Origin of the sequence: Actinophytocola sp. (genome assembly GCF_009379765.1) — a bacterium.
In the GTDB taxonomy this organism is placed as follows: Bacteria; Actinomycetota; Actinomycetes; order Mycobacteriales; family Pseudonocardiaceae; genus Actinophytocola.
In genome coordinates, this window is the sequence record NZ_WHTD01000007.1 from 54,013 (window position 1) to 68,602 (window position 14,590).

Annotated in this window: 16 protein-coding genes; 10 read left to right on the plus strand and 6 right to left on the minus strand. The window is 70.6% G+C overall.

Translation table 11 applies throughout. The annotated features are described in order from the left end of the window. The first annotated feature begins 17 nt into the window (after positions 1-17). The 9 genes from GEV28_RS03470 (at position 18) to dapC (ending at position 8,357) form a co-directional block, all read left to right on the plus strand. Positions 18-950 (plus strand): ABC transporter permease, encoded by a 933-nt coding sequence (locus GEV28_RS03470; RefSeq protein ID WP_291408493.1) that lies wholly within the window; start codon positions 18-20, stop codon positions 948-950. A gap of 15 nt (positions 951-965) precedes the next feature. After that, positions 966-1,922, plus strand: a complete 957-nt coding sequence (locus GEV28_RS03475; RefSeq protein ID WP_291408495.1) for an ABC transporter permease — start codon at positions 966-968, stop codon at positions 1,920-1,922. Between the two features lie 16 nt (positions 1,923-1,938). Continuing rightward, positions 1,939-2,982: an ABC transporter ATP-binding protein gene (locus GEV28_RS03480; protein WP_291408497.1), complete on the plus strand. Its 1,044-nt coding sequence runs from the start codon at positions 1,939-1,941 to the stop codon at positions 2,980-2,982. Beyond that, entirely contained in the window at positions 2,979-4,046 is a 1,068-nt protein-coding gene (locus tag GEV28_RS03485) for an ABC transporter ATP-binding protein (RefSeq protein ID WP_291408499.1), read from the plus strand. The genes GEV28_RS03480 and GEV28_RS03485 overlap by 4 nt, the downstream gene beginning before the upstream one ends. 51 nt (positions 4,047-4,097) lie before the next feature. Beyond that, positions 4,098-5,045, plus strand: coding sequence for an ABC transporter permease (locus tag GEV28_RS03490; RefSeq protein ID WP_291408501.1), 948 nt, complete (start codon positions 4,098-4,100; stop codon positions 5,043-5,045). Positions 5,046-5,266: 221 nt separating this feature from the next. Beyond that, a complete protein-coding gene (gene mshB / locus GEV28_RS03495) occupies positions 5,267-6,112 on the plus strand; it encodes an N-acetyl-1-D-myo-inositol-2-amino-2-deoxy-alpha-D-glucopyranoside deacetylase (protein ID WP_291408504.1) in 846 nt (281 codons plus the stop codon). 24 nt (positions 6,113-6,136) lie between these two features. Continuing rightward, a complete protein-coding gene (locus tag GEV28_RS03500) occupies positions 6,137-6,529 on the plus strand; it encodes a hypothetical protein (RefSeq protein WP_291408506.1) in 393 nt (130 codons plus the stop codon). Positions 6,530-6,617: 88 nt separating this feature from the next. Next, positions 6,618-6,944 carry a ferredoxin gene (gene fdxA, locus GEV28_RS03505; protein WP_291408578.1) on the plus strand — a complete coding sequence of 109 codons (327 nt, stop codon included), beginning with the start codon at positions 6,618-6,620 and terminating at the stop codon, positions 6,942-6,944. 324 nt (positions 6,945-7,268) lie between these two features. Continuing rightward, positions 7,269-8,357 (plus strand): succinyldiaminopimelate transaminase, encoded by a 1,089-nt coding sequence (gene dapC, locus GEV28_RS03510; RefSeq protein WP_291408508.1) that lies wholly within the window; start codon positions 7,269-7,271, stop codon positions 8,355-8,357. A gap of 161 nt (positions 8,358-8,518) precedes the next feature. On the opposite strand, the gene GEV28_RS03515 is transcribed toward dapC, so the two are convergent. Next, a complete protein-coding gene (locus tag GEV28_RS03515) occupies positions 8,519-9,361 on the minus strand; it encodes an alpha/beta hydrolase (protein WP_291408510.1) in 843 nt (280 codons plus the stop codon). Positions 9,362-9,449: 88 nt separating this feature from the next. On the opposite strand from GEV28_RS03515, the gene GEV28_RS03520 reads away from it, so the two are divergent. Further along, a complete protein-coding gene (locus GEV28_RS03520) occupies positions 9,450-10,196 on the plus strand; it encodes a TetR/AcrR family transcriptional regulator (RefSeq protein WP_291408512.1) in 747 nt (248 codons plus the stop codon). Here the strand turns inward: GEV28_RS03520 and GEV28_RS03525 are convergent. Genes GEV28_RS03525 through GEV28_RS03545 form a run of 5 tightly spaced genes read right to left on the minus strand, consistent with a single transcriptional unit; the run spans position 10,193 to position 14,531 of the window. Beyond that, positions 10,193-11,128 (minus strand): CHAD domain-containing protein, encoded by a 936-nt coding sequence (locus GEV28_RS03525; RefSeq protein WP_291408513.1) that lies wholly within the window; start codon positions 11,126-11,128, stop codon positions 10,193-10,195. The genes GEV28_RS03520 and GEV28_RS03525 overlap by 4 nt on opposite strands. A 42-nt stretch (positions 11,129-11,170) precedes the next feature. Further along, entirely contained in the window at positions 11,171-12,133 is a 963-nt protein-coding gene (locus GEV28_RS03530; protein ID WP_291408515.1) for a RelA/SpoT domain-containing protein, read from the minus strand. A gap of 44 nt (positions 12,134-12,177) precedes the next feature. Beyond that, entirely contained in the window at positions 12,178-13,164 is a 987-nt protein-coding gene (gene dapD / locus GEV28_RS03535) for a 2,3,4,5-tetrahydropyridine-2,6-dicarboxylate N-succinyltransferase (protein WP_291408516.1), read from the minus strand. Between the two features lie 10 nt (positions 13,165-13,174). Then, complete coding sequence (locus GEV28_RS03540; RefSeq protein ID WP_291408518.1) at positions 13,175-14,026, minus strand: hypothetical protein; 852 nt, start codon at positions 14,024-14,026, stop codon at positions 13,175-13,177. Between the two features lie 7 nt (positions 14,027-14,033). Continuing rightward, the gene (locus GEV28_RS03545; RefSeq protein ID WP_291408520.1) at positions 14,034-14,531 is read right to left on the minus strand and encodes a SigE family RNA polymerase sigma factor; all 498 of its coding nucleotides are present in this window, start codon (positions 14,529-14,531) and stop codon (positions 14,034-14,036) included. Between the last annotated feature and the right edge of the window lie 59 nt (positions 14,532-14,590).

Sequence of the window (14,590 nt, forward strand, 5' to 3'; positions counted from 1 at the left end):
GAAGCCGGCACCATCCAATGGGGAAGTTCGTAATACGCAGGCTCGCCCAGGCCGTACTGGTAGTGATCGCGGCGACGCTCCTGCTGTTCATCGGTCTGTTCGTGCTCGGGGACCCCTTCGCCTCTACAGGCGACAAGGTGGTGCCACCGGAGACGCAGGCGATCCTGCGTGAGAAGTTCGGGCTCGACCAGTCCCTGCCCATGCAGTACCTGACCTACCTGGGAAACCTGTTCACCGGTGACCTGGGTATCGACTTCAACCAGCGCCGCCAGGTCTCGGAGATGATCGGCGACGCCCTGCCGGCCACCGCCCGGCTCGCGCTGGTCGCCATCGTCATCGACGTGCTCATCGGTGTGGTCGCCGGCATCATCGCCGCCGTGTGGCGCTACTCCTTCTGGGACGTGCTCGTCACCATCCTGACCACCCTGGCCATCGGCGTCCCGACCTTCGTGATCGGCGTCTGGCTGCGCCAGACGGTCTCGGGCAACTTCATCTTCCCCGGCGTACCGAGATCGTTCACCGAAGTGGTGCCGTGGTACCAAGAAGTGCTGCTGCCGGCGCTCACCCTGGCCATAGTCGACGCGGCGTTCATCGCCCGCCTGATGCGCGGCTCCATGCTGGAGGTCCTGCGCGCCGACTACATCCGCACCGCACGTGCTAAAGGCCTCGGCGAGCGGACCGTGATCCTCAAACACGCCTTCCGCAACTCGATCATCCCCGTGGTGACGTATGTCGGCATCAGCATCGGCGTCCTCATGGGTGGCGCGCTCATCACCGAAACCCTGTTCCAGTACAACGGTGTCGGGTTCCTGCTGGTGAAGTCGATCAACCAGAACAACAACCCCGTGATCATGGCCATCGTGACGTTCGCGGTGCTGATATACGTGTTCCTCAGCATGATCGTCGACGTCCTGTACGCCTATCTCGATCCACGGATCCGGCTGAGCTGAGTGAGGTAGACACCCGTGACCACCACTCCTGACCCGGCTGACCTGAGCATGCCCGCACAGGCGGTGCTCGTCGAGCCGGTAGAACCCTACGAACCGGTGCCCGAGGGCGACGCACCCAAGGCGCCCTCGCACGGGCAGTTCGCCGACATGTGGCGGCGGTTCCGGCGCAACAGGCTGGCCATGCTCGGTCTGGCCGTCGTCGTGATCCTCATCGCGCTCGCCCTCCTGCAGCCGTTCATCTCGCCGTACGACCCGTACGACCAGAACCTGGTGAACTCGCTGCAGTCACCGGGCGCCGAGCACTGGTTCGGCACCGACGTCCTGGGCCGCGACCTGTTCTCCGGGATGCTCTACGGCCTGCAGCTCGCGCTGCTCGTTGGCCTGTGCACGATGCTCGGCTCGATGCTCCTCGGCGTCACGCTCGGCGCGCTGGCCGGCTACCGGGGCCGGTTCGCCGACGGCCTGATCATGCGCACCACCGACATCTTCCTGGCCTTCCCGTTCCTGGTCGGTGCGATCCTCGTGGTCCGCACGTTCGGCTCGGGGGTCACGCAGGTGATCATCGCGCTGGTGATCCTCGGCTGGCCGACCGCGGCCCGGCTGATGCGCGGCCAGATGCTGGCGCTCCGCGAGGCGGAGTACGTCGAGGCGGCCCGCTCGATCGGCGCGTCGGACAGCCGGATCGTGGTGCGGCACATCCTGCCCAACGCGATCCAGCCGGTGTTCATCTACTCCTTCACCAGCATCGGCGTCGCGGTGGTCGCGATGGCCTCGCTGGCCTATCTCGGCGTGGGCGTGCCACCGGACACCCCGGAGTGGGGCCGGCTGATCAACCAGGGCATCGAGCAGGTCAGGGTGGACGGCAAGGACTTCCTGTGGATCTTCCCGAGCGCCGCGATCTGCCTGACCACCCTGGCCTTCGCGTTCGTGGCCGACGGCCTGCGTGACGCGCTCGACCCGAAGCTGCGATAAGAGGAGAACCCAGAACATGAGCAGCGCTTCGGAGATCGACCTCGAGCGCCCATCCGCGTCCCTGCTCGAGATCCGCGACCTGCGGGTGCACTTCAACACCGACTACGGCGTGGTGAAGGCCGTCGACGGGGTGTCCTGGCACGTCAACGAGGGCGAGACGCTCGCCATCGTGGGTGAGTCCGGCTCCGGGAAGTCGGTGTCCGCGATGACCATCCTCGGCCTCGTGCCGAGCCCGCCAGCGACGTTCCCGAGCGGGGACGTCCTCCTGCGCGGCCGGTCCCTGCTGAAGATGTCCGAGAAGCAGCAGCGGAAGCTTCGCGGCAGCCAGATCGCGATGATCTTCCAGGACCCGTTGACCGCGCTGAACCCGGTGTTCAAGGTCGGGGACCAGATCGCCGAGATGGTGCGCGTGCACCAGGACGTGACCAAACACACCGCGCGCAAGCGTGCGCTGGACCTGCTCGGCGAGGTCGGCATCCCCAACCCCGCCGTGCGCCTTAACCAGTACCCGCACGAGTTCTCCGGCGGTATGCGCCAGCGCGCGATGATCGCGATGGCGCTGGCCAACGACCCGCACGTGCTGCTGGCCGACGAGCCGACCACCGCGCTGGACGTGACCGTGCAGGCGCAGATCATGGCGCTGCTGGTGAAGCTCCAGGAGGACCGCAACACCGCGATCGTGCTGATCACGCACGACCTCGGGGTGGTCGCGAGCCATGCGGACCGGATCAACGTCATGTACGCCGGCAAGATCGTCGAGACCGGCACCGCGGACGAGATCTTCTACGAGCCCCGGCACGCCTACACCTTCGGCCTGCTGTCCAGCCTGCCGAGGATGGACCACCGCCGGCAGGAGCGACTGGTGCCGATCAAGGGCGTGCCGCCGAGCCTGGCGAACGTGCCGCGGGGCTGCCCGTTCCACCCCCGTTGCGCGTTCGCGACCGACGAGTGCCTGCCGCAGGTGCCGGCCCTCGTCGACGTCGGGGCGCCCGGGCACCAGGCGGCGTGCGTGCACAGTGACCGGGTCGCGATGGCCCAGGACGAGAGGGTTGCCCAATGACGCAGGGGTCGGAACCCCAGCACGGCGGGGTCGGCACGGTCGAGCCGACCCAGACGCCGATGCTCGAGGTGGACAACCTCGTCAAGCACTTCCCGATCCGCAGCGGGGTCTTCATCAAGCGCACCGTCGGCCAGGTGAAGGCCGTCGACGGCGTGTCCCTCGCCGTCGGCAAGGGACAGACGGTGGCGCTCGTCGGCGAGTCCGGCTGCGGCAAGTCCACCACCGCGCGGGCGATCCTGCGGCTGGTCGAGCCCACCAGCGGCCGGATCAGCCTGGACGGCCTCGACATCACCGGGCTGGGCAAGGACAGGCTGCGCAAGGCACGCCAGGACATGCAGATCGTGTTCCAGGACCCCTACGCGTCGCTCAACCCGCGCATGACGATCCGGCAGATCCTGCTGGAGAAGTACCAGCTGCTCGGCGCCCAGACGACCAAGTCGACGATCAGCGACCTCCTCGACACCGTCGGCCTGGCCGAGGAGTACGCCGACCGCTACCCGCACCAGTTCTCCGGCGGGCAGCGCCAGCGCATCGGCATCGCCAGGGCGATCGCGATGAACCCGAAGTTCATCGTGCTCGACGAGCCGGTGTCCGCGCTGGACGTGTCGATCCAGGCACAGATCGTCAACCTGCTCGAGGACCTGCAGGACGAGCTCGGCCTGACCTACCTGTTTATCGCGCACGACCTCTCCGTGGTTCGGCACATCGCCGACCGCGTGGCGGTCATGTACCTGGGCAAGGTGGTGGAGATCGCCGACCGGGACGACCTCTTCGACCGGCCGCACCACCCGTACACCCAGGCACTCATCTCGGCGGTGCCGATCCCAGACCCGCGCCTGGAGCGGCAGCGCGAGCGCATCGTCCTGCGTGGCGACGTGCCCAACCCGGCCAACCCGCCGTCGGGCTGCCGGTTCCGGACCCGCTGCTGGAAGTTCGAGCAGCTCTCGGAGAGCGACGCGCGCCGCTGCATCGAGGAGCCGCCCCCGCTGTACGACGTGACGGGCAAGCCGGGCCACGGGGCGGCCTGCCACTACGCGTCACTGCGCGAAGTGGTGACCGCCTGACCTGGTCCCCCGGCGGGGGACACCAGCCACGGAGCACCAGGGGACGGTGCGATGCGGAAGTTCATCCTGCGCCGCTCCGCGCAGATCCTCCTGGTCTTCGTGGTGACCACGTTCGGTGCCTTCGTCGCGCTCTACCGCTTCGGCGACCCGTTCCTGGCGATCGGCGAGAAACTGCTCCCGCCGGACACCCGACGGCTCCTGCGCGAGACGTTCGGCCTGGACCAGCCGCTGCCGATCCAGTACCTGACCTACATCAAGAACCTCTTCACCGGAGACCTCGGCATCGACTACGACCAGCGCCGGCCGGTCTTCGACCAGCTGGCCGCGGTGGCGCCGAACACCCTGCGGCTGGCCGTGTTCGCGCTTGCCCTCCAACTCTTGATCGGGCTGTCGGCCGGGGTGGTCGCGGCCGTCTGGCACCGCTCGATCTGGGACGTACTGGTCACGACGGGCACGATCGTGCTGCTGTCGGTGCCGCTGCTCGTGATCGCCGCGTTCCTCCGCGACACCTTCTCCGGCGCGCGGCTGTTCGGGGTGCCGATCTTCCCGGCGCTGCCCCGCACGCTCGGCGCGCCGGCGACGTGGTTCCAGGACATGCTCCTCCCCGCGTTCGCGCTCGCCATCGGGACGACGGCGTTCATCGCGCGGGTGATGCGGTCCTCGATGCTGGAAGTGCTGGATGCCGACTACATCCGCACCGCCAAGGCCAAGGGGCTGCCCCAACGCACGGTCGTGCTCAAGCACGCGCTGCGCAACGCGGTGCTGCCGGTCGCGAACATCGCCGCGATCGAGCTGGGCGCGCTGATCGGCGGGACGATCATCGTGGAGGCGATCTTCCAGTACAACGGTGTCGGCTACCTGTTCGTGCGATCGCTCGACGGCCTGAACTATCCGGTGATGATGGCGATCGCCTCGTACTCGATCATCATCTTCCTCGTGCTGATCGCGGTCGTGGACGTGCTCTGCGCCTACCTCGACCCTCGGCTGCGGGTCGACTGACGTGGCAGTTCGTCCCCGGCGAACCGTTCGTCGTCGAACCGATCTTCCAGCGCCCCGACGTGGGCTATCTTCTCGGGCGAGTGCTGCACGAGCCGGACGCCCCGCCGCTGACGGCGATCCTCGGGTACGGGTCGTCGTGTTCGTGCTGATCGCGCTCGTCATATCCTCTGCGCGTACCTCGGCTCGCGGCTGCGGGTCGACCGACCAGACTGGACCATCCGATGACGCTCTCCGCCGCGCCACGGCTGCTGCTCGTGCACGCCCACCCGGACGACGAGAGTCTCTGGACCGGGGGCACGATCGCGCGCTACGCCGCCGCCGGCGTGCAGGTCATGCTCGTCACGTGCACGCTCGGCGAGGAGGGCGAGATCATCCCCGAGTCGCTGCGTGAGCTCGCCGCCGGCGCCGCCGACCAGCTCGGCGGCTACCGGATCGGCGAGCTGCGCTCGGCCTGCGCCGCCCTCGGCGTGTCCGACCACCGCTGGCTCGGCGGGCCCGGCCGCTGGCGCGACTCCGGCATGGCGGGCGTCGCCGCCAACGCGCACCCGCGGGCGTTCGCGGGCGGTGACCTCGACGAGCAGGCCGCCACGCTCGCGGCCGTGCTCGACGACGTGCGCCCGCAGGTCGTGGTCAGCTACGGCCCGGACGGCGGCTACGGCCACCCCGACCACATCCGGGCGCACGACGTCACGATGGCCGCCTGCGCCAAGGCCGACGACGTCGCCCGGGTCTTCCACGCGGTGACGTCCCGGCAGGCCACCGAGAGCGGCGTCGAGGCGCTCACGCACGTGCCGGACCTGCCCTACCGGCTGCCCGCCCCGGGCGAGCTGCCGGTCACGGACGACTCGCGGATCACCACCACCGTCTCGATCGCCGACGTGCTCTCGGTCAAGCTGCGCGCACTTCGGGCGCACACCACGCAGGTCAGCGTGTGGCAGTCCGCCGAAGGCGCCACCTGCTACGCGCTGTCCAACGGCATCGCGCAGCCGATCCCGGCCGCGGAGTTCTACGTGCTCGCCGGCGGCGACCCGGCCGGCGCCGGCACGGACCTGTTCGGAGGGTTGTAGATGGCGGCTCGAATGACAGCTCGAATGCCACCGCGGGACCGGGTGCTGCTCGTCGTGCTGATGCTCGACGCGGTCGTGCTCGCGGTCGTGGAGCTGCTGTTCCTGCCGCTGGCGTTCGACGGCTACCTGCTGCCGAACCTGGACGGCTTCCCGCTGCCGCTGATGCCGGTCCTGGCCGCCGTGACCACCCCGTGGCTCGTCTCGTCCGCTGGGAAGCTGTCGCCGAGGCTGGCGGTCGCGGCCGCGCCGCTGCTGGCGTGGATCGTCACGATCGCCTGGTTCGGCATGTTCGGGCCGGGTGGTGACCTGCTGCTCACCGCGGACTGGCGCTCGCTGCTGCTGTTCGCGGGCGGGGCGCTGCCGTCGGCCGTCGTGCTCGGCAAGGTGCTCGCCACCACACTGGGTCCCACCACATGAGAGTGCGCCGGGGCCGAGGGGGATACTAGCGAGAGCCGGTAACCTCCGCGTGCAGGCGACCTTCAACTGGAAGAAGCTGGAGAACGCAGTGACTTATGTGATAGCCGAGCCCTGCGTCGATTTGCTCGACAAAGCTTGCATCGAAGAGTGCCCGGTCGACTGCATCTACGAAGGGGACCGGATGCTCTACATCCACCCCGACGAGTGCGTGGACTGCGGCGCCTGCGAGCCGGTCTGCCCGGTGGAAGCCATCTACTACGAGGACGACGTCCCCGACCAGTGGAAGGAATACACCAAGGCCAACGTCGACTTCTTCGACGAGCTGGGCTCGCCCGGTGGCGCGGCCAAGGTCGGCAAGGTCTCGGCCGATCCGCAGTGGATCAAGGATCTGCCGCCCGTCCAGCACGACGAGTGACGCACGCCGGAAGTCCGGTGCGTAGGTCGGCGAGTCCAGGTTTCTGCTGGCAAGGCGCCGATTCGTCCTCGTACCGGGTTGTACTCGGGCGGATCGGCAACGCCGCCAGCAGGAAGCTGGGCCGGCGAATTATGTGGCGAGCTTCCGGCGGGGGCACTAGGTCGTGTCTCGTGGATCTTGGTCGATGGGATTCGTGATCCAGATGGCGCCTGGCAAGGCGGCGGAAGGCCGCGCATACCGGGTTGTATTCGGGCCTTCCGACAACGCGGCCAGGGGGCAGCTGGGCGCGAATACCACGATCCAAGATCCGCGAGACATGGCCTCGTGACGCATACCCTCCCGTCGTTTCCTTGGGACTCGCTGGCCGAGGTCACCGCGCGAGCGCGGGCACATCCGGGTGGCCTCGTCGACCTGTCCGTCGGCACGCCGCTCGACCCGGTGCCCCAGCTCATCCAGGACGCGCTGACCTCAGCCGCGGCCGTTCCCGGCTACCCGGCCACGCACGGCACCCCGGAGCTGCGCGCGGCGGTGGTGGCGGCCTTGTCGCGCCGGCACGGCGTGGCCGGCCTCGACCCGGACGCGGTGCTGCCCACGATCGGCTCCAAGGAGCTCGTGGCCTGGCTGCCGACTCTGCTCGGTCTCGGCCCGTCCGATCTCGTGGTGATCCCCGCCCTGGCGTACCCGACCTACGAGGTCGGCGTCCAGCTGGCCGGTGCTTCGGTGCTGCGTTCCGACGGGGTGCTCGCCGCCGGACCCGCGCGGCCGGCTCTCGTGTGGGTCAACTCCCCCTCGAACCCGACCGGCAAGGTGCTGCCGCCCGAACACCTGCGCAAGGTGGTCGAGTGGGCCCGCGAGCGCGGCACGGTCGTCGTGTCGGACGAGTGCTACCTCACGCTCGGCTGGGAGGCCGCGCCGTGCTCGGTGCTGCACCCGGACGTGTGCGGCGGCTCTTTCGAGGGCGTGCTGGCCGTGCACTCGCTGTCGAAGTCGTCCAGCCTGGCCGGCTACCGCGCGGGCTTCGTGACGGGCGATCCGGCGCTGGTTGCCCGGCTGCTGGCGACCCGCCGGCACGCGGGGATGATCGTCCCCCGCCCGGTGCAGGCCGCGATGACCGCCGCGCTGACCGACGACACGCACGTCGCCGACCAGCGCGCCCGCTTCGCCGCGCGCCGCGCGGTCCTGCGGGCCGCGCTGGTGGACGCGGGCTTCCGGATCGACCACTCGGTGGCCGGCCTGTACCTGTGGGCGACCCGCGACGAGCCGGCGTGGGACACCGTGGCGTGGCTGGGTGAGCGCGGCATCCTGGTGGCTCCCGGCACGTTCTACGGGCCAACGGGCGACCGGCACGTCCGGGTGGCGCTGACCGCCACGGACGAGCGCGTGGCCCAGGTGGCGCAGCGGCTGGCGGGTTAGGTCGTGTCTCGTGGGGTCTTGGTCGATGGGATTCGTGGTCCAGCTGGCTCTTGCAAGGCGGCGGAAGGTCGCGCATACCGGGTTGTATTCGGGCCTTCCGACAACGCGGCCAGGGGGCAGCTGGGCGCGAATACCGCGACCGAAGATCCGCGAGACATGGCCTAGCTCAGGAAGAAGTCGCGCAGGGTCTCGGCCACGCGCCGCGGGTCCCCGTCGTCGTCCGGGCCCAGGTGCCCCAGCCCGTCGAAGGTCACGCGTCGCGCGTGCGGGAGAACGTCGGCCAGCGCGTCGAGCGCGACGCCGAGGTACACGGGGCTCTTCGAGCCGCCGAGCAGGAGTACCCGCGCGTCGAGCGCCGCGTAGTCCTCGACCGTGTCGGCCAGCTCCCGCACCAGCCCCACGTCGAAGCGCTGGGTGGGGATGAGCTCGGCCATCGGCACGTCGTCCTCCGGCAGCTCTTTCACCCGCATGGCCAACGGCAGGAGCGGCACGAGCACGAACCGTGGGATGCGCCCGAGCACCGGATCGATCCGCAGGCCCTTCACCACCGTGACCAGCGCGGCGGCGTTCTTGCCGGCGGCGATCTCCCGGTCGAAGCGCGGCAGCCAGCCGGTCGGCGCCGAGCCGTTGACGGAGAGTGGGGGCTCGTACAGGGCGACCCGCTCGAGGGCCGGGGTGTCGAGGGCCGTCCGCAGCGCGACGAGCGCGCCGGAGCTCAGGCCGAAGATCCGGGCCGCCCCGGTCGCCGCGACCAGCGCCTGGACGTCCTCGACCTCCCGCGCGACGCCGTAGTCATCGCCGTGGGGTCCGCTGAGCCCGCGACCGCGCCGGTCGGGCACGTGGACGGTGAAGTCGGTGGCCAGGGCGCCTGCGAGCTCGATGAAGTTCTGGGACGCCTGCATGCCTCCGTGCACGAGGAGCACCGCGGGGCCGCTGCCGAACCGGCGGTAGCCGATGACCGTTCCGTCGGCAGAGCTGACCGATCCCTTGTCGTAGTCGCTCATCGGCACCTACTCGGGCACAGTGTTCGCATAAACTGGATGGTAGATTACCGGGAACACTGTTCGCAATAACTTCGCGGGAGGACGGCAGGTGACACCCGCCGACGACGCACCGCCGCAAGTCCGGCCGCTGATCTGGATGCGGCCGGAACGCGGCGCGCGTGGCCCGCGCCCGGCGCACAGCCGGGCCGACATCGCGGCAGCGGGCATCCGGCTCGCCGACGCCGAAGGGATCGAGGCGGTGTCGCTGCGCCGGGTCGCCGGCGAGCTGGGCACCGGCACGACCACGCTGTACCGGTACATCGCCACCAAGGACGAGCTGTTCGACCTGATGATCGACAGCGCGATGGGCGAGCACGAGCCGCCGGCACCGACCGGGGACTGGCGGGCGGACCTGCGGGCCATCGCGCATGCGAACCGGGCCTTGGTGCTGCGCCACCCGTGGCTGGCCGCGCTGCCCGCGACCCGGCCGGCACTGGGCCCGAACAGCCTGGCCTGGCTGGAGGCGACCTACGCGACGGTGGCCCCGCTGGGCCTGGCCCCGGACGAGGTGCTGGCCCGGGTCGGCACGCTGCTGACGTTCGTGCGCGGGCACGTCATCGACGAGCTCGCCGAGCAGGAGGCGGCGCGCCGGTCGGGCATGGACATGACGAGGTGGCTGGCCACGCAGGCGCGGTACGGCGAGACGATCATCGGCAGCGGCCGGTACCCGAACCTGAGCCGGTTGATGCTGGCGGCGCGGACCCCACACGCCGACGACCGCTACGAACGAATCTTCCGGCACGGCGTGAACCACATCCTGGCCGGTCTCGCACCGGGCCACCCGGCGCGACACTAGCGGACCAGGGCGGCCGCCTGCCGATCGACCTCCTCGAACGCGTCGCGCCACCTGGCCCGGCAGTCGGCCCGGCGGGCGCGTTCCCGCTCGACCAGCCGGCCCGCGACGAACACGACCTCCTGGTCGGCGTCGGTCCGCTCGGCCAGCAGCCGCCGGACCTCCTCCTCGGCGACGACCGTGTCCTGGTGGTCGCCGAGCACGTCCTGGAAGTCCTTGGTGGCCTTGATCAGGCGGCGCACGGGCTTGCCGGCCGCCGGTTCGGCCAGCTCGGCGGCGTAGCGCAGCCGCTTGCCGCGGATGCGCAGCGCGTGCAGCTCGTCGTCCGGCGGGTCCTCGCCCAGCGCGCGAGCCGCCTTGGCGAGCTTGCGGTGCGGCTTGACGATCACGTCGAGCAGCGCGGGTGCCGTGGACCTCTCGGCCACGGGGTACCCGTTGACCGGCGCGTCGGACGTGGCGGCGGTGGCCAGGGTGCGCAGCAGCGTCTCGTACCGCGCGCCGCGGAGGGTGTCGAGCATCCGCCGCCGCGCCCGGCGGCGCTCGTCGTCGAGCCCACGCAGCAGTCGCTCGACCGCGGCCTGCTCGTCCTCGGGCAGGTCGGCGGCCTGCGCCCGGAGATGTCCCAGCAGGACGTCGAGGTCCCGGATCCGGCCGAGGATCCCGCCGAACCACCGCAGCTCTGCCTGCAGCAGCTCGACATCGGGCTCGTCGGACGCCTTGAGTGCCGCGCGGATGCGCCGGACCGCTACGCGCATCTGGTGCACGCCCTCGGGATCCTCGCCTTCACGCGCGACCTCCTCGTGCTCGAGCAGGGCGCGCACCTGCTCGTCGAGCCGGGCCCGAACATGCTGGGCGGGCGGGTCATCGGCGGCGGCCTTGCGCGGCGTGGCGGGCAACCCGAGCTCAACGGGGCTGGCCGGCGCGGATCGGGTCACCCCGTCAATGCTAGGTGAACTCCGGACAAATGCCAGGGGGCGTCAGGCCGCCGACACCGCGTCCGTGAGCCTCTGTGCCAGCTCGGCGGCGGTGAAGAAGTACCGCCCGTGGGTCTCCCGCAGGGTCTGCTCGGAGTCGGCGCTCAACACGGCGACCTCCGTGTCCGCGTACTCGGGCACCCGCTCCAGCTCGAACTGGCGGCGCATGGCCGTGTCACCGTCCGCAAAGGACTCCTGCACCAGGAGCTCCCCGGCTTCGCGGCGGTAGACGAGCACGACATGGATCACGTTGGTCATGGTAGCTGCTCCAGGTGGTTGGCGGACGCGCGCAAGCACCCGCACGATCTCGGCCCGCACGGTGTGCCCGGGCACCGGGTCCACCCCGCGCTCGACCGTGTCGATGATCTCCGAGATCTCGGCGAGAGTGCTCAGGAGGACCCCGGCACCGGCGGTGAGCGGTACCTGCTCGCCGTAGCGCAGCCCACGACCGAGCCGGTCCGCGGTCCGCTCGAACACCTCGGCCCAACGGTGCTGGAGGGTCGTGCGGACCTGGACCTCGATCAGGACTCCCTCCCGGCCGACCTCGAGATGAACCGCGCGGTAGCCGGACCTGGGGTCCGCCCTCCGGTCGATCAGCTTCGGTGGCCGGCCGGCGTCGGAGAGCTCTGCGCCGATGAGCGCCGCGAGCTCGTCCTGGTCGGTCCGGCTGCCGTGCACCACGACCCGAAGCCCGGCCAGGTCGCGGATCTGCGCCAACGAGTGCAGGCCCGGCTGGCGGTGGAGCTTCTCCATCGTGGTCTTGAGGGTCTTGACCCGCGGCGCCATCGGCTCGGCGTGCTGGACCTCTGCGCACAGGCGCGCCGCCTCCGCGTATGCACGCTCCAGTACCTGCCGGTAGTGGAGCAGCACATCCGCGAGGGCGTGCAGGTCTTGCGGGGTCTCGGTCCCGGCGCGTAGGCGTTGGGTCAGCTTCTTGAGCTGGTTTCGACTGATCGGCGGAGCCATGGTTGGACCATATGGCGGAGCACCGACAGTTTTCGCCGGGGTTCTCAGTCGTTCGCGTGGAGGGCGGTGTTGAGCTGCACGCCCGCGCCGGTCCGCTCGACCACCTCGACCGCGCCGGTCGCCGAGTTGCGGCGGAACAGCAGGCCGGGCCGGCCGGACAGCTCGCGTGCCTTCACCAGCCGGCCGTCCGGCAGCGCGACCTTCGTGCCCGCCGTGACGTACAGGCCCGCCTCCACCACGCAGTCGTCGCCGAGCGAGATGCCGACGCCCGCGTTCGCGCCGACGAGGCAGCCCGCGCCGATCGAGATGGTCTCCTTGCCACCGCCCGACAAGGTGCCCATGATCGACGCGCCGCCGCCGATGTCCGAACCGTCGCCGACCACCACGCCGGCCGAGATGCGACCCTCCACCATGGACGCGCCCAGCGTGCCGGCGTTGAAGTTCACGAAGCCCTCGTGCATCACCGTGGTCCCGGTCGCGAGGTGGGCACCCAGGCGCACCCGGTCCGCGTCGCCGATCCGCACGCCCGGGGGCACCACGTAGTCGACCATGCGCGGGAACTTGTCCACCCCGTACACGGTCACCGCGCCTCGGGCCCGCAGCCGCAGCCGGGTGGCCGGGAAGCCCTCCACCCGGCAAGGTCCGTGGTTGGTCCACACGACGTTGGCGAGCACCCCGAACAAGCCGTCCAGGTTGAGACCGTGCGGCCGCACCAGCCGGGTCGACAGCAGGTGCAGCCGCAGGTAGGCGTCGTAGGCGTCCGCGGGCGGCTCGGCCAGCGACACGATCCCGGTGCGCACCGCGACGACCTCGACCGAACGGTCGCCGTCCGGGCCGAGCAGCGCGGACACCCCGGCGCCGAGCTCGTCGACCACCTCCTGCTCCGACAGCTGCTTGGTGCCCGGCATCCGACCGTCGTCCAGCTTCGGATGGGGGAACCACGTGTCGAGGACGGTGCCGTCGTCGGTGACGGTGGCCAGGCCAACGCCCTGGGCACCGGTGGTCTCCGGGTTCACGTCCGCACTGCTCACGCCCGAGAGATTAGTCCAGGAGGAACCTCTCGTCGGCGGCCAGCTCGGCCAGCTGCCGGGCGGTCAGGGGCGCGGCGGCGAGCGGCGGCTTCGCGGACCCCGGGTAGTCGAGGGACTGGGCCACGAACACCACGGTCCCGTCGTCGTACCGGTAGCCGGCCCAGCTGTGGAAGTCCTGCCGGTCGGCCGGGGTGAACACCCCGACCGCATTGCCGCCCACGACGTGCTCCTCGCAGGTGCCCGCCATGCCCCAGAGCGACGGCGCCAACGCACATCCGTCGCCGGCCATCGCATTGCCCGGGGTCGTCACCTCGACGAACAGCTGGCCGACACCGTTGCCCTCGGTGATCGGCTGCTGGGCCAGGTACTCCCACACCTCGGTCCCACCGACCGTGTCCTCGTACTGCGCCTGGCTGAACCGCAACGGGCCGCCGCTGTAGTCCGGGTCCTCGTAGGTGAGGTCGTCGGGGGCGCCGTACCCCGGCGGCACCGCCCCGGCCAGCTCGCCGAGCAACGCCTCGCCCTTGTCGAACTCGGGCCCGGACCTCGCCGTACGGTCGGTCTGCCCGTTGGGCCACGAGGTACCTGTCTTCGACGGCTGCTCGCTGCCGGTGCTCGACGGGGCCACGCCGGGCTGGACGGCACCGGACCCACCCGCGCCTGAGGTGGCCGCGACGACCACCACGGCCGCGCCGATGACCGCCACCGCGGCGGCCGCACTGCCCGCGCCCGCCCACCGGGCCCTGCGGTGGCGCTGCGCCAGCCGGGCCGCGTCCAGCACCACGACCTCGCTCATCGGCGGCGGCACCGCCACCGTCGTCATCGTGTCGCGCAGCGCGTGCCGGAAGTCCTGCTCGTTCATGGTTCTCCTAGTTGGTGAAAGTCGTGGTGGGGACGTGCTCGCGCAGCGCGTCGAGGCCGCGGGCGGTCTGGCTCTTCACGGTTCCCGCGGAGCAGCCCATGGCCCGCGCGGTGTCGTCGACCGACATGTCCTCCCAGAACCGCAGCACCAGGGCGGCGCGCTGCCGGGGCGGGACCTTCGCGAGGGCGTGCAGCAGGACCATCCGGTCCTCCGAGCTGCCGGTTGGCGGCGCGGTCCGCTCGCGCTGCTCGGCCGACGGCTTCTCGCGGTGGAAGAAGCCGCGGCGGTTCTCGTCCAGGTACGTGCGCACGAGGATCTGGCGCGTGTAGGCGTCGAGCGTCTCGTGCGCGGCGACCCGGTGCCAGGCCCGGTACAGCTTCACGAAAGCGCTCTGGACCAGGTCCTCCGCCCGGTGCCAGTCGCCGCACAACAGGTACGCCGTGCCGCGCATGGCACCCGACCGGCTTGCGAAGTACTCGGTGAACCCCTGCTCGCGATCATTCATCGAACCTCCCGTGCGATCCCTGCGACCGGGTTAGTCACGCGGGGTGCCGACCCCCAGGT